Origin of the sequence: Caulobacter sp. Root487D2Y, assembly GCF_001427165.1 — a bacterium.
Classification (GTDB): Bacteria; Pseudomonadota; Alphaproteobacteria; order Caulobacterales; family Caulobacteraceae; genus Caulobacter.
Genome location: NZ_LMFD01000010.1, coordinates 979,645 through 995,303 on the forward strand (window position 1 = coordinate 979,645; position 15,659 = coordinate 995,303).

Annotated in this window: 19 protein-coding genes, 1 tRNA gene and 1 pseudogene; 7 read left to right on the top strand and 14 right to left on the bottom strand. The window is 68.1% G+C overall.

The annotated features are described in order from the left end of the window. The first annotated feature begins 18 nt into the window (after nucleotides 1–18). A complete protein-coding gene (locus tag ASD38_RS14265; RefSeq protein WP_056460852.1) occupies nucleotides 19–648 on the top strand; it encodes a DUF1287 domain-containing protein in 630 nt (209 codons plus the stop codon). Nucleotides 649–667: 19 nt separating this feature from the next. Here ASD38_RS14265 and argC read toward each other — a convergent pair whose 3' ends face one another. The 5 genes from argC to ASD38_RS14290 form a co-directional block, all read right to left on the bottom strand. Beyond that, complete coding sequence (gene argC, locus ASD38_RS14270) at nucleotides 668–1,615, bottom strand: N-acetyl-gamma-glutamyl-phosphate reductase (RefSeq protein WP_056444701.1); 948 nt, start codon at nucleotides 1,613–1,615, stop codon at nucleotides 668–670. Between the two features lie 109 nt (nucleotides 1,616–1,724). Beyond that, nucleotides 1,725–2,585, bottom strand: coding sequence for a hypothetical protein (locus tag ASD38_RS14275; RefSeq protein ID WP_056460855.1), 861 nt, complete (start codon nucleotides 2,583–2,585; stop codon nucleotides 1,725–1,727). Between the two features lie 150 nt (nucleotides 2,586–2,735). Beyond that, the gene (gene rpsI / locus ASD38_RS14280) at nucleotides 2,736–3,209 is read right to left on the bottom strand and encodes a 30S ribosomal protein S9 (RefSeq protein WP_056460858.1); all 474 of its coding nucleotides are present in this window, start codon (nucleotides 3,207–3,209) and stop codon (nucleotides 2,736–2,738) included. A 3-nt stretch (nucleotides 3,210–3,212) separates the two neighbouring features. After that, nucleotides 3,213–3,686, bottom strand: coding sequence for a 50S ribosomal protein L13 (gene rplM, locus ASD38_RS14285; RefSeq protein WP_056444711.1), 474 nt, complete (start codon nucleotides 3,684–3,686; stop codon nucleotides 3,213–3,215). Nucleotides 3,687–4,007: 321 nt separating this feature from the next. Further along, nucleotides 4,008–5,513 (bottom strand): alkaline phosphatase, encoded by a 1,506-nt coding sequence (locus tag ASD38_RS14290; protein WP_056460861.1) that lies wholly within the window; start codon nucleotides 5,511–5,513, stop codon nucleotides 4,008–4,010. A gap of 76 nt (nucleotides 5,514–5,589) precedes the next feature. Here ASD38_RS14290 and ASD38_RS23955 point away from each other — a divergent pair. Continuing rightward, a pseudogene (locus ASD38_RS23955) lies at nucleotides 5,590–5,707 on the top strand (hypothetical protein); the annotation flags it as partial. Here ASD38_RS23955 and ASD38_RS14295 read toward each other — a convergent pair. Further along, on the bottom strand, nucleotides 5,704–6,735 hold the full coding sequence (locus ASD38_RS14295) for a COX15/CtaA family protein (protein ID WP_056461461.1): 1,032 nt from the start codon (nucleotides 6,733–6,735) through the stop codon (nucleotides 5,704–5,706). The pseudogene ASD38_RS23955 and the gene ASD38_RS14295 sit on opposite strands and share 4 nt — an antisense overlap. Before the next feature lie 140 nt (nucleotides 6,736–6,875). Here ASD38_RS14295 and ASD38_RS14300 point away from each other — a divergent pair, with 140 nt between their 5' ends. Together ASD38_RS14300 and ASD38_RS14305 are read left to right on the top strand one after the other, a co-directional pair. Next, entirely contained in the window at nucleotides 6,876–7,139 is a 264-nt protein-coding gene (locus ASD38_RS14300) for a GlsB/YeaQ/YmgE family stress response membrane protein (protein WP_056446169.1), read from the top strand. Then, complete coding sequence (locus ASD38_RS14305) at nucleotides 7,136–7,363, top strand: DUF2842 domain-containing protein (protein WP_056460864.1); 228 nt, start codon at nucleotides 7,136–7,138, stop codon at nucleotides 7,361–7,363. Before ASD38_RS14300 ends, ASD38_RS14305 begins: the two co-directional genes overlap by 4 nt. A 218-nt stretch (nucleotides 7,364–7,581) precedes the next feature. Here ASD38_RS14305 and ASD38_RS14310 read toward each other — a convergent pair. From ASD38_RS14310 to ASD38_RS14340, 7 genes are all read right to left on the bottom strand, one after another. Next, nucleotides 7,582–7,658, bottom strand: a tRNA-Pro gene (locus ASD38_RS14310). 85 nt (nucleotides 7,659–7,743) lie between these two features. Next, nucleotides 7,744–8,175 carry a MerR family transcriptional regulator gene (locus ASD38_RS14315; RefSeq protein ID WP_056444720.1) on the bottom strand — a complete coding sequence of 144 codons (432 nt, stop codon included), beginning with the start codon at nucleotides 8,173–8,175 and terminating at the stop codon, nucleotides 7,744–7,746. Between the two features lie 14 nt (nucleotides 8,176–8,189). Next, on the bottom strand, nucleotides 8,190–8,492 hold the full coding sequence (locus ASD38_RS14320; protein ID WP_029915189.1) for an integration host factor subunit alpha: 303 nt from the start codon (nucleotides 8,490–8,492) through the stop codon (nucleotides 8,190–8,192). A 189-nt stretch (nucleotides 8,493–8,681) separates the two neighbouring features. Continuing rightward, a complete protein-coding gene (locus ASD38_RS14325) occupies nucleotides 8,682–9,659 on the bottom strand; it encodes a beta-ketoacyl-ACP synthase III (protein WP_056444723.1) in 978 nt (325 codons plus the stop codon). After that, a complete protein-coding gene (gene plsX / locus ASD38_RS14330; protein ID WP_056460867.1) occupies nucleotides 9,656–10,711 on the bottom strand; it encodes a phosphate acyltransferase PlsX in 1,056 nt (351 codons plus the stop codon). Before plsX ends, ASD38_RS14325 begins: the two co-directional genes overlap by 4 nt. 142 nt (nucleotides 10,712–10,853) lie before the next feature. Beyond that, a complete protein-coding gene (locus ASD38_RS14335) occupies nucleotides 10,854–11,411 on the bottom strand; it encodes a YceD family protein (RefSeq protein WP_056460870.1) in 558 nt (185 codons plus the stop codon). Further along, nucleotides 11,396–11,926, bottom strand: a complete 531-nt coding sequence (locus ASD38_RS14340) for a ubiquinol-cytochrome C chaperone family protein (protein ID WP_056444730.1) — start codon at nucleotides 11,924–11,926, stop codon at nucleotides 11,396–11,398. Before ASD38_RS14340 ends, ASD38_RS14335 begins: the two co-directional genes overlap by 16 nt. 120 nt (nucleotides 11,927–12,046) lie before the next feature. Between ASD38_RS14340 and ASD38_RS14345 the strand changes: the two genes are divergently transcribed. Both ASD38_RS14345 and ASD38_RS14350 read left to right on the top strand, forming a co-directional pair. Beyond that, nucleotides 12,047–12,532: an outer membrane protein assembly factor BamE gene (locus tag ASD38_RS14345; RefSeq protein ID WP_056444733.1), complete on the top strand. Its 486-nt coding sequence runs from the start codon at nucleotides 12,047–12,049 to the stop codon at nucleotides 12,530–12,532. A 173-nt stretch (nucleotides 12,533–12,705) separates the two neighbouring features. After that, the gene (locus ASD38_RS14350; RefSeq protein ID WP_082554845.1) at nucleotides 12,706–13,278 is read left to right on the top strand and encodes a response regulator; all 573 of its coding nucleotides are present in this window, start codon (nucleotides 12,706–12,708) and stop codon (nucleotides 13,276–13,278) included. On the opposite strand, the gene ASD38_RS14355 is transcribed toward ASD38_RS14350, so the two are convergent. Next, complete coding sequence (locus ASD38_RS14355; protein WP_056460873.1) at nucleotides 13,279–15,063, bottom strand: SLC13 family permease; 1,785 nt, start codon at nucleotides 15,061–15,063, stop codon at nucleotides 13,279–13,281. It lies immediately after the preceding gene. Between the two features lie 210 nt (nucleotides 15,064–15,273). Between ASD38_RS14355 and ASD38_RS14360 the strand changes: the two genes are divergently transcribed. Then, a complete protein-coding gene (locus tag ASD38_RS14360; RefSeq protein WP_056460876.1) occupies nucleotides 15,274–15,639 on the top strand; it encodes a hypothetical protein in 366 nt (121 codons plus the stop codon). Nucleotides 15,640–15,659 lie beyond the last annotated feature (20 nt).

A 15,659-nucleotide genomic window follows, 5' to 3' on the forward strand; every position in this document is an offset into this window, starting at 1 on the left:
CTGGTGGAGCTTTCCGGCATGGGCCTTCATCGCCGGACCGCGCTAGGGATGCTGGTCGCGACGCCGATCTTCGGCGCGGGCGAGGTCTTCGCGCGGCCGGTCCCCGCGCCGAGCGGCCAACGCCTGGCGGAAGCCGCGCGCAGCCAGGTCGGCGTCACCAAGAGCTATGATCCCAGCTATCGCGCGATCCCCTACCCCAACGGCGACGTCCTGCGCTCAACCGGCGTCTGCGCCGACGTGCTGATCCGCGCCGCCCGCGACGCCTGGCGCGCGGACTTGCAGCAGTTGATCCACGAGGACATGACCCGCGACTTCGACGCGTATCCCTCCAAGGGCGCCTGGGGCCTGAAGGGGCCGGACTCCAACATCGACCATCGCCGGGTGTTGAACGTGGAGACCTACCTGACCCGCCAGCGCGCCCAGTTGGCGGTCGCGCCGCCCAAGGCCGCCGGCGACCGCTTCGACGAACCGCGGCCCGGCGACATCCTCACCTGGCGGGTCTGGGGCGGCCGCCCCCACATCGGCGTGGTCAGCGAAGGTCCCGAAGGGGTGCGCGTGGTCCACAACATCGGCTGGGGCGCCAAGGAGGAGCCGTTGTGGATGTTCAAGCTCCACACGGCGGTCGGGCATTATCGCTGGCGGGCGTGAGGCGACCGAGACGCGAAGCCTAGAGCCCCGCGCCTTCCTTCAGGCCCAGCATCAGGTTCAGGTTCTGGACGGCCGCGCCGGAGGCGCCCTTGCCCAGGTTGTCGAGCAGGGCCACCAGGCGGACCTGGCCGCTGGTTTCCGAGCCGAACACGAACAGCTTCAGGCGGTTGGTGCCGTTCAGGCCCTCGGGGTCGAGGGTGGTCAGGCTCTTGGCCTCGTGCAGCGACGCCACCTCGACGAAGGCCTCGCGGGCATAGTGCTCGGCCAGGGCCTCGTGGATCTCGCTCACCGAGACGCTGCCGTTCAGCATGCCCAGGTGCAGGGGCAGCTCGACCAGCATGCCCTGGGCGTAACGTCCGACGGCCGGGGTGAAGATCGGCCGGGTCAGCAGGCCGCCGTGCGACTGGATCTCGGGCAGGTGCTTGTGGTTCAGCCCGGTGGCGTAGATCCGGTACGGCACCGTGGTGTAGGTCGGCGAGGTCTCGTCCTCGAACTCGGCGATCATCGCCTTGCCGCCGCCGCTGTAGCCGGACACGGCGTTGAACGAGATCGGCAGGTCGGCGGCGATGATGTCGGCGCTGACCAGCGGGCGGACCAGGGCGATGGCGCCGGTCGCGTAGCAGCCGGGGTTCGACACCCGCGTCGACTTGGCGATCTTGCCCCGTTGTTCGCCGTCCAGCTCCGGGAAGCCGTAGGTCCAGCCGGGCGCGGTGCGGTGGGCGGTCGAGGCGTCGATCACCTTGACCTTCGGGTCCTCGATCAGCGCCACGGCCTCCTTGGCCGCGTCGTCGGGCAGGCACAGGATCACGGCGTCGGCGCTGTTCAGCATCGCCTTGCGGGCTTCCGGGTCCTTGCGCTTGTCCGGATCGATCGAGACCAGCTGCAGGTCCTTGCGGCCGACCAGGCGCTCGCGGATCTGCAGCCCGGTGGTGCCCGCTTCGCCGTCGATGAAGACCTTGGGGGCCATGCGCCCTCCCGTAACCCGAACCTTGAGGAGCGGACGATCTAGCCTACTCCGCTGGCGAGCGAAACGGGTCTTTGGGCCGCGCCCGGGCGGATTGTCGTGTCGCCGCGCGCTAGGCCGCGGCTTCGGAGCCCGCGACCATCGCGGCGATCGCCCGCGACAGCATCCGGGTCCCCTCGCCGCGGGCGTCCAAGTGGTCGCTGTCGACGAAGAACGAGTCCTCGTAGGCCTCGTCGTCATAGGCGTTCAACACCTTGATCGGCACGGTCCAGGGGAACAGGTCCACCACCTCGATCAGTTCGCGGAAGAGGACGCTGGACCGCGTGTTGAGGGCGTTTCGATAGGCCGAGCTCACCGGCGGGATGACGATGGTCACCGCGTGGCCCAGCCGATTGGCCAGGGCCAGGATCTTCAGCAGGTAGTAGTCCGCCCCGGACTCGTAATTGTGCTTGATGTGCGACAGCAGACGGGTCTTGAACTCCGAGGCCGGGACCGCGCCCTTGTAGTTCGGCATGAAGCCGGCATGACCATCCAGCTTGGCGGCCTCTTCGATCAGGGTGGCGGCCATGCCCTCCTGCAGCTGCTGGGTCAGGGCCTGCGCCAGCTTTGTCAGGTGCTCGGACTGGTACTCGACCTCCAGGTCGAACAGGGCGCTGAACAACGGGCCGATCTCGCCCTCGTTGGGGCTCCGCTCCAGCATGCTGCCGGGCGAGAACACCGAGTAGAAGAGCACCAGGTTCTTCAGGTTCGGGCAGGCCGTGATCGTCCGCTGATACAGCGAATAGCAGTGCTTCAGGTCCAGCGACCGGTAGCAGAGATTGAACGAATTCGGGACGTAGGCCGGGTCGAAGGCGTAGTCGCCGTGCGAGGAGCCCAGGACGATGGTCTCCAGCGTCTCGCTGGCCTGCTCGAACATGACGCGCTTGGCGCCCAGCTGCAGGATCGAATCCTTGACGGCCTGACTGACTTCCATGACGCCCTCGACATCCGCTGCGAGATGGAAGCGCGTCAGCAAGCGTGACTGCGGCCATCGATAGGGGCGGCAAGGTACCGGCAGATTCGGGGTTTCAGGCAAAAAAAGAGGCCGCGGAAACCGCGGCCTCTTTCTTGAGTGCTGAAACGCTTAGCGCTTCGAGAACTGGAAGGAGCGGCGAGCCTTGGCCTTGCCGTACTTCTTACGCTCGACGACGCGGCTGTCGCGGGTCAGGAAGCCGTGCGGCTTCAGCGCGGCGCGCAGGCCGGGCTCGTAGTAGGTCAGGGCCTTGGACAGGCCGTGACGCACGGCGCCGGCTTGGCCCGACAGGCCCGAGCCTTCCACGGTGACGACGACGTCGAACTGGCCCAGGCGGTCGGTGACCTCCAGGGGCTGGGCGATCATCATGCGCAGCACGGGGCGGGCGAAATAGACCTCTTGGTCACGACCGTTGATCGTGATCGAGCCCTTGCCCGGCTTGATCCAGACGCGAGCGATCGCGTTCTTGCGCTTGCCGGTCGCGTAGGCGCGGCCCTGGGCGTCGATCTTCTGGACGGCCGGAGCGGCCGCTTCGGGGTTGCTGGACAGGCTGGCCAGCGCGTCAAAGCCTTGAGCTTCGGACATGACTTAGGCGCTCCGGGTGTTCTTGGCGTTGCGCGAAGCGAAGTCGATCGCTTCCGGGCTCTGCGCTTGGTGCGGGTGCTCACCGTTGTTGTAGATGAGCAGGTGGGTCAGTTGCTTGCGCGCCAGGGGGCTTTCCTTGGGCAGCATGCGCTCGACGGCCTTTTCGAGGACGCGTTCCGGGAAGCGGCCTTCCAGCAGCTTGCGCGGGGTGGTCGACTTGACGCCGCCCGGGTGACCGGTGTGGCGGTAGTAAACCTTGTCGTCCATCTTCTTGCCGGTGAACTTCACCTTGTCGGCGTTGATCACGACGACGAAGTCGCCGCAATCGACGTTCGGGGTGTAGTCGGGACGATGCTTGCCGCGAAGACGCATGGCGATGAACGTCGCCAGACGACCGACAACGGCGTCCTGGGCGTCGACCACGATCCACTTCTTCTCGACCTCGGCGGGCTTCAGGGAAGCCGTGGTCTTTTGCATGGGATTGATCCGTATTCCTTGTGCGTCGGGGGCCAAGGAAAGCGGCTCCGTCTGCGTGAGGGGCGGCAGGTACAGGAGCGTTCGCGGCCTGTCAACAATGCGCGCGCAAGAAACTCCGCAAACCCTTACAGGACAAGGGTTTTCGTGGTCGGGTATTATGATACCGCATCACGTGCCTCAGCCGTCCCCTTTAGGCTGTCATCCCGGGCGTAGCGCAGCGAAGACCCGGGACCGACGCCTGAGCTCAGCGCTCCAGGTCGGTCCCGGATCTTCGCGCTACGCGCTCGTCCGGATGACAATTCTTGGGAAGCCTCGTCCGCCCTACTTCGCCGCTTCGTCGAACCCGTAGGCGTGGCGCATGACCTGGTAGAGGAAGCTCTCCTCCACCACCCCATGCACCAGATAGGCGCCCGGACCGTCGGCGAACACGCCCACGTCCTCGCCCGAGTGGGCAGAGCTGCCCAGGAAGGCCGTGGCGTTCTGGTGGTAGTCGATGTCGTCGGTGTCTTCCTTGGCCGGATCGCCGCGCAGGCTGGAGCCTTCCGGGCCGCCGGGGCCGGTGGCGAAGCTCAGCACCGTGTAGGGCTTGCCGTCGCCGGCCAGGACCGGCTCGCCCTCGTTGCCCGCCAGGCCCAGGATCGGGGCGTTGCGGTTGGCGTAGCCCGAGATCACCAGGCCGTGGCTGTGGTCGGCGGTGACGATCACCAGGGTGTCGTCCAGGTTCACCTTGTCCAGCACGGCCTGGACCGCCTTGGCGAACTCGACCGTCTCGCTCAGGGTCCGCTTGGCGTTGTTCAGGTGGCTGCCCATGTCGATCTTGCCGCCCTCGACCAGCAGGAAATAGCCCTTGGGATTCTTCGACAGCAGGTCGACGGCCTTGGTCGCCATGGCCGCCAGGGTCGGCACGCCCTGCCCCAGCATCGGCCGCTCGACCTCGTAGGGCAGGTGCTCGTTGGCGAACAGGCCCAGCACCGGGCCGGTCCTGGCCGGATCCAGCGCCGCCAGTTCGGCGTCGGTGGTCACATAGGCCGACCCCGCGGCCTTCAGCCACTCGGCGGTCAGGTCGCGGCCGTCGGCGCGCTTGCCGTCCTTGACCACGGGCAGGAAGCGCGAGCGCCCTCCCCCCAGGGCCACGTCCAGGCGAAGGCCCGCCGGGGCCTCGACCAGCTGACGGGCGATGTCCTTGCAGCCGGCGGCCAGGGCCTCGGTCGGCATGTCGCCGTCGCCTTCCCAGTCGCGATAGGCGGTGTGGGCGTAGGTCCCGGCCGGGGTGGCGTGGGTGATGCGGGTGGTGGTCACCGCGCCCGCCGACAGGCCATGGGCCTTGGCCAGCTCGGCGATGGTCTCGACCCGCTGGCCGGCCTCGGTCGCGCACTTCTCGGGAAGCGCGGCGCCGGTCAGGCCGATGATCTTGTTGCGGGTCTTCACGCCGGTGGTGATGGCGGTGATGCCGGCGGCGCTGTCGGTCACCTGGGTGTCGTGGCTGTAGGTCTTGGACAGCGCCGTCCAAGGCAGCTTCTCGAACGACAGCGCATTGCTCTCGCCGTCGACGTCCCGCTGCTGGCCTTCGTAGATGCGGCTGGCGACCACGGTCGAGATGCCCATGCCGTCGCCGAGGAACAGGATGACGTTCTTGGCCTTGCCGGTCCGGGGACTGACCGCCAGGGCCTTGGCCAGGGCCGCCTGGCCGGCCTGGTAGTAGGCGTCGCCGGGCGCGGCGTTGGTCACCGGGGCGACCGGTTTGAGGGCGGGTTTCGGCGCGGCCAGGGCCGAGGCGGCGGACAGGGCGACGAGGGCGGCGGCGAGGAACACGGGGGCGCGGGTCACGGGTAGGCTCCAGCAAGGACGTCGAACGTCCTGTGCTGGCGTTTCGTGACAGTTCTTAGAGCGTCGCCGCGAAAGCCCCGCGTCCTTCGAGGCTCGGCTTCGCCTCGCACCTCAGGATGAGGACCGTGAGTCGCCTCTGAATTCCTCATCCCGAGGCGCCCGCGAAGCGGGCCTCGAAGGACGCGGGGCCTTAAGGCCGCCGCACCCGCCAGGCGAAACCGGTGGCGGTGGCCAGCAGGATCGCCGCTCCGGCCTGGTGCAGCACGCCCAGGGCCAGGGGCACGGCGGTCATCAAGGTCCAGATCCCCAGGCCGGCCTGCAGGCAGACCACCCCGACCAGCACGAAGGCGGTCAGTTTGGCCTCGTCCGGCAGGCGGCGCGAACGGGTCGCGGCCAGGCCGATGATGAGGGCGGCGACGAACAGGGCGTAGGCCATCAGCCGGTGATGCAGCTGCACCGCGCCCTGGCTGTGGGCGATCGTGCCCCAGAAGCCGTGGCCGGCGTATTCGGCCGGGATCAGGGCGCCGTTCATCAGCGGCCAGTCGTTGTAGACCAGACCCGCGTCGTTGCCGGCCACCAGGGCGCCCAGCAGACTCTGGAAGAACACCGCGCCCAGGAAGGCCAGGGCCCAGCCGCGCCAGTCGGTGCGCTCCTCGATGCGCGGCGAGCCGGACCAGGCGTCCAGCGCCGTCCAGATCAGGAAGACGAACAGGATCAGGGCCAGGCCCAGGTGGATCATCAGCCGCTCGGGCGCCACCGAGACCCGCTCGGACAGGCCGCTGGACACCATCCACCAGCCGACCAGCCCCTGCAGGCCGCCCAGGCCCAGCAGCACCGCGCAGCGCCAGATCAGGCGGCGCGGGATCATCCGGCGGACCAGGAAGAACACGAACGGGATGGCGAACGCCGCCCCGACCAGTCGGCCCAGCAGCCGGTGCGCCCACTCCCACCAGAAGATGCCCTTATAGGCCTCCAGCGTCATGCCGGCGTTGATCAGCCGGTACTGCGGGATCTTCTTGTAGAGCTCGAAATTGGCCCGCCAGGCCTCGTCCGACATCGGCGGCAGCGCGCCCATGATCGGCTTCCACTGGGTGATCGACAGCCCCGAGTCGGTCAGGCGCGTCGCGCCCCCGACCACCACCATGGCGAACACCAGGACGGCCACGACGAACAGCCAGATGGCCACGGGCCTTGAACGATCGGAACGTAAGAAGGACGTCATGACAGCCGGAAAGAACGTCAGTTGAGGGCCGAAATACGGCGAAGCCCTGCCGTACCCCTGACGCGCGCCGTCGTCCATGGCCTCATGACGCTTAAGGCGCGGCGTGCGATGATGCGCGGCGTTTGGGGGCGGAGACCATCATGAGCGGGGTTGGCGTGTTCGTGGCCGTGGTGATCGGCATCCTGGCCGGCTGGGTGGCCGACCTGGTGCTGGCCCGCCGGCATGCGCTGTTCACCAAGCTCTTGATCGGCGTCGTCGGTTCGTTCATCGGAACCTTCATCGCCCAACGGCTGGACTTCCAGTTCGACGGCTTCCTCGGCAGCCTGCTGGTCTCCAGCGTGGGTGCGATCTTCTTCCTGGCCGTTCTCGGCATTGTTTCGAGTGTCTTCCGGAGACCCGCTTGAGCGCTCCTCTTATCCCCGCCCGCCTGCGCAAGTTCATCGGCGGGATCGGCATTCTTGTGTACCTGGCCGCCTGGATCTGGGCCTTCACGAGCCTCTACGACTACCTGCCCAACAATCGCGCGGTGCACCTGATCTATTTCGTGGTCGCCGGCATGGGCTGGGGCCTGCCGCTGATGCCGCTGATGTCGTGGATGGGCAAGGCGGACAAGAAGATCGGGCAGTAGCTCACCGACTTGCCCCCACCTGGCGGCTTCGCCGCCTGTCCGGCCCGTAGGGGGCGGAGGACGCCCCGCAACGCCCCTCTTCCCCCTGTGGGGGAAGACGATCGCGAAGCGATCCGTAGGGGGCAGGTGTTCGCCGCACCGCGAATGTCCAAAACGAAAAAGGCCGCCCCGGAGGGCGGCCTTTCCATTCTTCCGGTCTCATTCCCCACGGGGAGGAATGGTCGGAGCGACAGGATTCGAACCTGCGACCCCTTGACCCCCAGTCAAGTGCGCTACCAGGCTGCGCCACGCTCCGATCCGGAAGGAGCGCCCTTATAGGTGCGAGCCTTGCCGGGAGCAATGGGATTTCTCGGTCAATTCCCAGGGATTTGAAGCGGGCTTCAGAGGCCCCGCAAAAGCCCGTCCAGGCGGGCTTTGACGGCCTGCAGGTCGTCCAGCGCCAGGACCAGCCGGCCCCGCGCCTCCTCGGCCAGCTCGCCGCGCGGAGACGAATCGATCGGCCCGGCGGCGGTCAGGCCGTCCAGCGAGGCCGAGCCGTTGTCGCCCAGCCCCGCGGCGATCACATGGGTCAGGCCCTGCTCGCGGTGCAGCTTCTGCACGCCCTTGATCGTGTAGCCCTCGGCGTGCAGCAGGGCGCGCACGCCGCTCAGCACGGCGATGTCCTGCGGACGGTAGAACCGCCGGCCGCCGGCCCGTTTCATCGGGCGAATGAACGAGAACTTGGTTTCCCAGAAGCGCAGGACGTGCTGCGGCACGCCCAACTCTTCGGCGGCTTCGGAAATCGTGCGGAAGGCGTTGGGCCCCTTCGCCACCGCGTGATTTCCCCTTAGCCGCCCAAGGCGCGGTCGATTCGCGCCTTCATGACTTGCGAGGCCCGGAAACCGATCACCCGGCGGGGCTCGATCTCGGCGGGCTCTCCTGTCTTGGGATTGCGCCCCATGCGGGCCCGCTTGTCGCGCACCTGGAAGACGCCGAAGCCGGAAAGCTTGACCGTTTCGCCCTGCTCAAGCGCCTCGGCGACCAGATCCAGGGTGCGTTCGACCAGACCCGCGCAATCCTGGCGAGTTAGACCAACTTCCTCATGGACCGCCTCGCAGAGATCGGCCCGGGTCAATGTCGCGCCTTTCATGACGCCCCCTTACGCTTGATCGACAAACCCCAGAGCGTCCGCGTCCGACAGGGCGGAGCCCCACGTTTCCGCTACGCGCTCACATCAACTCAAGCCTGCATGCCGCGATTATCGCATGGAGTCAAAGGCTGAGCGCCAAGACTTGAGACGATAGCGCAAGCTGACGGCCGAAAATGGGCAAGCTTGGCCTTAAAGTCGCAGAACGCAGGCGCCCCAAGTCAGTCCGCCGCCCATCGCCTCGAGCAGCAGCAGCTGGCCCGGCTTGATGCGGCCGTCGGCGATTCCCTGGGCGAAGGCCAGGGGGATCGAGGCGGCCGAGGTGTTGGCGTGCAGGGCGACCGTCGAGATCACCTTGTCCTCGTCGATGCCCACCCGATGAGCGACGCCGGCCAGGATCCGCTGGTTGGCCTGGTGCGGGATGAACCAGTCGACCTCGGGAATCGTCACGTGCGCGGCCTCGGCCGCGGCGTGTATCGCCTCGGAGATGTTGATCACCGCGTGCTTGAACACCTGGTTGCCCAGCATGCGCAGCTTGCCCACCGTGCCCGTGGTCGACGGACCGCCGTCGACATAGAGCAACTCCTGCTTGGTCCCGTCGGCGCGCAGGGCGAAGCCCAGCAAGCCCTGGTCGGCCGTGGTCCCCTGCCCTTCGCGGGGCTCCAGCACCACCGCCCCGGCCCCGTCTCCGAACAGCACGCAGGTGCCGCGGTCGGTCCAGTCCATCAGCCGGGTCATGGCCTCGGCCCCGATCACCACGGCGCACTTGGCGTGGCCGCGCGCCACGAAGCCGTCGGCGACGCTGAGCGCGTAGACGAAGCCCGAGCAGACGGCCTGGACGTCGAAGGCGATGCCGACCGGCGCGCCCAGCTTGCGCTGGACGATGGTGGCGGTGGCCGGGAAGGTCATGTCCGGGGTGGTGGTGGCGACGATGATCAGGTCGACGTCGGCCGCGGTCTTGCCGGCCCGCTCCAGCGCCTGCTGGGCGGCGCGGAAGGCCAGGTCGGAGACCGGCTGGTCGTCGGCCACCATGTGGCGCTGGCGGATGCCCGTCCGCTCGACGATCCAGGCGTCGCTGGTGTCGACGGTCTCGGCCAACTGATCGTTGGTGACGATGTTGTCCGGCAGATAGGCTCCGACGCCGGTGACGGCGCTACGAATTACGCTCACTCGGAAGCTCCCTGGCCCTCGGCGCCCGACACGCCTCCGGCCGTTTCTTCTACACCGGACCTAAGGCCGGTTTCCGTCAGGCGTTTCAAGTTGCGGTCGATCTCGGCCGAGAAGTCGCTGCGGACCAGGTCCACCGCCACGCGGATGGCCGAGGCGTAGCCGATGGCGTCCGCCCCGCCGTGGCTCTTGACCACGATGCCGTTGAGGCCCAGCAGCGGGCCGCCGTTGACCCGGCCGGGATCCAGGCGCCGGCGCATCTTCTTCAGCGCGCCCGAGGCGATCACCGCCCCCATCATGGCCAGCGGGCCGGAGGTCAGGGTCGACTTGATCTCGGCCGCGAAGAACCGGGCCAGGCCCTCGGCGGTCTTCAGGGCCACGTTGCCGGTGAAGCCGTCGGTGACGACCACGTCGACGGTGCCCTTGGCGATGTCCGTGCCCTCGACGAAGCCGCGATAGTCGAAGTCCAGCTTGGTCTCCTTGAGGATGGCGTGCGCCTCGCGCACGTCCTCATGGCCCTTCTGGTCCTCGGACCCGACATTGAGCAGGCCCACGGTCGGGCGCACCGAGCCGTGCACCGCGTGGTGGAAGGCCGCGCCCATGATCGCGAACTCGATCAGTTGCTTGGCGTCGCTCTCGATATTGGCGCCGACGTCGAGCACGGCCGAGACGCCCTGCATCGTCGGCCAGCTGGCCACGATCGCCGGCCGCTCAAGATTGGCGCCCATGCGCAGGATCAGCTTGGAGATCGCCATCAGGGCGCCGGTGTTGCCGGCCGAAACGCAGGCGGCGGCCTCGCCGGCCCGGATCGCCTCGACCGCGTTCCAGAGGCTGGTGCCCTTGCCCCGGCGCATGGCCTGGGCGGGCTTTTCCTCCATCGAGATGGCCTTGTCGGTGTGACGCACCTCGCTGACCGCCCGGGCGGCCGGGAACTTGGCCAGTTGGGCGTTCAGCTGGGCTTCGTCGCCATGCAGCAGGAAGCGGACGTCGGGAAGGCTCTTGGCGGCGAGCGCCACGGCCGGAACGATCACGGACGGGCCGTGATCCCCGCCCATGGCGTCGATCGAAATGACTACGGGGTGAGGCACGAGGCGCTATCGGCTCCTGAAGCGGCGCACCGCCCCTTCAAAGGTCAGGGCAAGGCGGCGGGACGATACAGCCGCGGGAATATCACGCAAGCGGAAGGAATCGGCCATTTCAGGCCCCCTCGCCCCCGGTGTCGGGGTCTCCCTTCAGCTTTTTCAGGGCCGCGAAGGGCGAAAGGTCCACCGGCTCGGCCGGCGGCTGGAACACCGCGCCCGGCTTGCGGGGAAACGGATCCAGCTCCAGGGCCAGGTGCTCGATCACATAGGCCGAGACATCGATGGTCTCGCCTTCGAGCACGTCGGGGGGATCGTCGCCCTCCGGATCCAGGCCCAGTTCGCCGCCGGCGTCCTCGTCCGGGGGGGCGTATTCGCTGTCGGCCGGCAGGACGTGGACGCTGAACCGCGATTCGACCGGCTCCTCGAACTCGTCGGCCGAGACGCTGCACACCTGGGTCACCCGGGCGCGGATCAGGCCCGAGACCTCGGCGCCGTCCATCCAGGGCCGCAGGAAGACCTCGGCGGTCAGCGATTCCAGCGAAACCAGGCCCAGGGTCTTGGCGATCTCGCGGCGCGCGGCTTCGTCCGGCTCGAATCGCAGATCCACGCCGCCGCGGCTCACCCGGCCCAGGGAGACCGCGCTGGGCCAGGGATCGATCACGCCTTCGGCCATTGGGCCTCTCCTTGCAGCAAGGTCTCGAGCGGCTGGGCCGCCAATCGGTCGCGCGCGGCGACCACATAGTCGGTCAGGCCCGCCACGTCGCCCTCGCCGCGCTCCTCGAAGGCGGTGCGGGCCAGGGCGGCGCTCAGCACCGATCGGTCGGGCAAGGCGGTCGCCGCCTCGTCGAACGCCTTGAGGCGGCCATAGGCGGCCCCGACCAGCTTCTTCATCTTCTTGCCGACGGCGGTGTCGGACACGCCGATCTCGCGGAAGGCGTCGTCCAGGCCGCGCGTATAGGCGTTGAAGGTCTCCTGCGAGACCTCGGCCGCCGAGTCGCCCTGGCCCTTCAACCGCTCCAGCAGCAGCGCCACGTGCAGGGTGAACAGCTCGAACCGGCCCTCCATCGAATCGTGCACGCCCATCTGGGCGTAAAACGCCGGAGAACGGGCCTGAGCCACCGCCGACGCATAGAGTTTGCCCCCCGCCGCCTTGGCGGGCCTGGGTTTGAGCAGCCGGTCCAGAAACATCACTTCGCCTCGATTTCGCCGCGACACGGAACTAGTTAGCCGTTCAATCCACGCGGACCATTGAACTAAGCCCGCGCGGGCGATAGGTCAAAGTCAGCCTGCCTAGGTTCCGGAGCCTCAATGTTTCGTCCTGCCGTTCTCGCCGCCGCCGTCATCGGCCTCGCCGTCGTCGCCGGGGGCTGCACGCCGCTGACGAGCTATTCGGGCTTCCAGGCCATCGAGGCCAAGCCTGTCGACATGAAGGTCGGCGAGGACACCAAGTCGACGGTGACGGAAAAGCTGGGCTCGCCCTCGGCCACGTCCACCTTCGACCAGAACGCCTGGTACTACATCTCGCAGACCACCGACCGCGTGGCCTTCTACAGGCCGCGGGTGATCAAGCGCGACGTGGTGGCGATCAAGTTCAATCCGACCGACGAAAAGGTCGCCTCGGTCGACACCTACACGCTGAAGGACGGCAAGGTCATCGCCTACAACGGCCATGAGACCCCGACCCGCGGCCGCGAGATGACGATCCTCGAACAGCTGCTGGGCAATGTCGGCCGCGGCGGCATGCTGCCGCAAGACGACGAGTCCCCCGGCAACCGCCCGCAGGACCGTCGCTAGACGCCTTCTCCGAGGGAAGGTTTCGCCGCACAACTCGTTAAGCATAAGCGGCTGAAATTCCGCGACAATTTGCCGTCGCGTCAACGGTTTCTAAACGACGAGCTCGATACAATCCCAGGAAGCAAGGCTGCGGCGACGTACCGTGACGCCGCGACTTTCCGGGAGGATGACCCTTGAGCGCGCCCGATCTGCGTCCGTTGACGGTGCTCATCATCGATGACAACGCGCCGATGCGCGAGATCATCGGCGCGGTCCTGAAATCGCTGGGCATCCGCAAGATTCTCGAGGCCAACGACGGCGTCGAAGCGCTGAAGATCGTCACCGAGCGCGAAATCGACATCATCTTCACCGACCTGAAGATGCAGCCGGTCGACGGCCTGGCCTTCGTCCGCTGGGTGCGCACCTCGCCGGCCAGCAACAATCCCTATGTCCCCATCATCATGGTCACCGGCCACGCCACCCGCGCCAGCCTCGACGAAGCCGTCCAGGCCGGGGTCACCGAATTCCTGGCCAAGCCCCTCACCGCGCGGGGCGTGCTGCATCGGGTCAACGAGGTGATCAACAACCCGCGTGAATTCGTCCGGGTCGGGGCCTATTTCGGCCCCTGCCGCCGCCGCAAGATCGACCATGACTACCTGGGCGATGAACGGCGCGGCGTCGCCGAGACGGCCGCCCCCCAGGTCTTCACCGACGCCAGCGGCCACGCCGCCCCCGAGCCGATCCTCAATCCCGAAGACATCTACTGATCATCGGCCGGTGAGCGGCCAGACCAGCGCGATCAGGCTGGGGGCCACGACCAGGATCAGCACCGTGAGCGGCGCCCCCAGCCTGGCGTAGTCGCCGAACCGATACCCTCCCGGTCCCAGCACCAGCGTGTTGCACTGGTGGCCGACCGGCGTGAGGAAGTCGCAGCCCGCCCCGACCGCCACCGCCATCAGGAACGGGTCCGGACTGAGACCCAGATGCTTGGCCAGGCCCAGGCCGATCGGGGCGACGATCAGCACCGTGGCGGCGTTGTTCAGGAACGGCGTGGCCGCCATGGCCACGGCCATCATCGCCGTCAGGGTCAGCAGCGGCGGCAGGCCGTGGAACGCGCCCGACAGCCAGCCGGCGATCAGGTCGGTGCCGCCGCTGGCCTGGACCGTGTCGCTGACCGGGATCAGGGCCGCCACCAGCACCAGCACGGGGGCGTCCAGCGCCGCATAGGCCTCGCGCATCCGCAGGGCGCCGGTGGCCACCACAAGGACAGCGGCCGCGAAGAAGCCCCCGGCCACCGGCAGCACGCCGAAGGCGACCAGCAGCATGGCCACGGCCAGGATCGCGGTCGGCAGCAGGGCGTGACGCATGCCGCCCAGCCGCACCTCGCGCTCGGCCAACGGCAGGCAGCCCAAGGCCTGCAAAGCCGTCGGGAGCTTCTGTTCGGCGCCTTGCAGCACAAGGACGTCGCCAGCCTTCATCCGCACCGTGGCCAGCCGTCCGGCCATCCGGTAGCCGGCGCGACTGACGCCCAGCAGATTGACGCCATAGGTGTGATTCAGCGCCAGGCTCTTGGCCGTCTGGCCGATCAGGTCGGACTCCGCGCCGATCACCGCCTCGACCACCCGCACCTCGTCGGTCGGCTCCTCCATCACGACGGGGCGGTCGGCGTCGCTCAGCTTCAGCCTGGCCTTGACGATCAGTTCGTTCAGTTCTTGCTGCTGTCCTTCGAGCAGCAGCACATCGCCCGGCAACAGCTTGCGGTTGGGATGCGGCGAGGCGATCCGCCGGCGGTCGCGCAGCAGGGCCACGACGGCCACCGCCTCCCCCGCCGCCTTCCGCAGATCGGCGATCCGCGACTGCTCGAAGGTCCAGCCGTCGGGGATCTCCACCTCGGTGACATAGGCGTTGGCGGCCAGGGCCGCGTCGATGTCGATGGCCGCGGTGCGGCCTTTGGGCAGCAGGCGGTAGGCGAAGGCCAGGTACAGGATCGCCAGCACCGCCAGGGTCCCGCCCACGGGCATGAAGTCGAACATGGCGAAGGGCTCGCCCAGGGCCTCGTGCCGCACTTCCGAAACGATGATGTTGGGCGAGGTGCCGACCAGCACGGCCAGGCCGCCGACCAGGGAGCCGAACGACATCGGCATCAGCAGCCGCCCGGGCGACACGCCGGTGTTGCGGGCGATGCGCAGGGCCGAAGGCATCATCAGCGCAAGGGCCCCGACGTTCTTGGTGGCCATCGACAGCAGGGTCGTGACCGTGGACAGCACGGGCACTTGGGTGCGCTCGTCCTTCAGGTGCGGCAGCAGCGGCGCCATCAGGGTGTCGACCAGGCCCGACCGCGATATCGCGGCGCTCAGCACCAGGGCGCTTGCGATGATCACCACGATGTCGTTGGAAAAGCCGTCGAAGGCCGACTTGATCGGGATGAGCCCGAACAACAGCCCGACGGCCAGGGCGCCCAGGGCGACCAAGTCGTAGCGCCATCGACCCCAGATGAAGCAAAGCACCGTCGCGCCGATCAGGCCGAAGGACAGTCCCTGCTGCAACGTCATGCTTTATCACCCCGCCGGCCACAAGCTTGGCCCCGGGGGGAGAACGGCGGCGGCGACGTTCCGTTCACCGCCCTGCCCCACCACAGCGACAACCCGCCGCATGAACGCAGCACAACGCCCGACACCGGGAACGTTCAGGTGGCCAAGCGCCTTATGGCCTCCATCGGACGCGTCGGGCGCCCGACAGGACATCGTCGGAGACTAAACACCATGAAGCGCACTCTTTTCGCCCTGGCCGCCCTAGCCACCGTCGCGGCCGCTCCCCTGGCCGCCCAGGCCGCCCCGTGGCAGCCGATCAACCAGCGTCAGGCCAATCTGGAGCACCGCATCGACGTGGGCGTCCGCAACGGCTCCCTGACCCGCTCGGAAGCCCTGCGCCTGCGCGGCGAATTCCGCTCGCTCAGCCGTCTGGAGGCCACCTATCGCCGGTCGCACGGCCTGTCGATGCGCGAGCGCGCCGACCTGGACGCCCGCTTCGACCGCCTGAGCCGCCAGATCCAGATGGAACGTCGCGACCGCGATGATCGCCACGACCGTTACGACCACAACGATCGTCACGACGGTCGCCGCAGCTAGGCCGCTCGATCCGAGCGCCC

What these genes read in the sequence shown, in the direction of transcription:
- ASD38_RS14320 (WP_029915189.1), bottom strand. Translation starts at nt 8,492, where the DNA reads ATGAAAGGCGCGACATTGACCCGGGCCGATCTCTGCGAGGCGGTCCAT.
- ASD38_RS14355 (WP_056460873.1), bottom strand. Translation starts at nt 15,063, where the DNA reads ATGACGTTGCAGCAGGGACTGTCCTTCGGCCTGATCGGCGCGACGGTG.
- ASD38_RS14345 (WP_056444733.1), top strand. Translation starts at nt 12,047, where the DNA reads ATGTTTCGTCCTGCCGTTCTCGCCGCCGCCGTCATCGGCCTCGCCGTC.
- ASD38_RS14340 (WP_056444730.1), bottom strand. Translation starts at nt 11,926, where the DNA reads ATGTTTCTGGACCGGCTGCTCAAACCCAGGCCCGCCAAGGCGGCGGGG.
- ASD38_RS14275 (WP_056460855.1), bottom strand. Translation starts at nt 2,585, where the DNA reads ATGGAAGTCAGTCAGGCCGTCAAGGATTCGATCCTGCAGCTGGGCGCC.
- ASD38_RS14265 (WP_056460852.1), top strand. Translation starts at nt 19, where the DNA reads ATGGGCCTTCATCGCCGGACCGCGCTAGGGATGCTGGTCGCGACGCCG.
- rpsI (WP_056460858.1), bottom strand. Translation starts at nt 3,209, where the DNA reads ATGTCCGAAGCTCAAGGCTTTGACGCGCTGGCCAGCCTGTCCAGCAAC.
- argC (WP_056444701.1), bottom strand. Translation starts at nt 1,615, where the DNA reads ATGGCCCCCAAGGTCTTCATCGACGGCGAAGCGGGCACCACCGGGCTG.
- ASD38_RS14335 (WP_056460870.1), bottom strand. Translation starts at nt 11,411, where the DNA reads ATGGCCGAAGGCGTGATCGATCCCTGGCCCAGCGCGGTCTCCCTGGGC.
- ASD38_RS14295 (WP_056461461.1), bottom strand. Translation starts at nt 6,735, where the DNA reads ATGACGTCCTTCTTACGTTCCGATCGTTCAAGGCCCGTGGCCATCTGG.
- plsX (WP_056460867.1), bottom strand. Translation starts at nt 10,711, where the DNA reads ATGGGCGGGGATCACGGCCCGTCCGTGATCGTTCCGGCCGTGGCGCTC.
- ASD38_RS14360 (WP_056460876.1), top strand. Translation starts at nt 15,274, where the DNA reads ATGAAGCGCACTCTTTTCGCCCTGGCCGCCCTAGCCACCGTCGCGGCC.
- rplM (WP_056444711.1), bottom strand. Translation starts at nt 3,686, where the DNA reads ATGCAAAAGACCACGGCTTCCCTGAAGCCCGCCGAGGTCGAGAAGAAG.
- ASD38_RS14300 (WP_056446169.1), top strand. Translation starts at nt 6,876, where the DNA reads ATGAGCGGGGTTGGCGTGTTCGTGGCCGTGGTGATCGGCATCCTGGCC.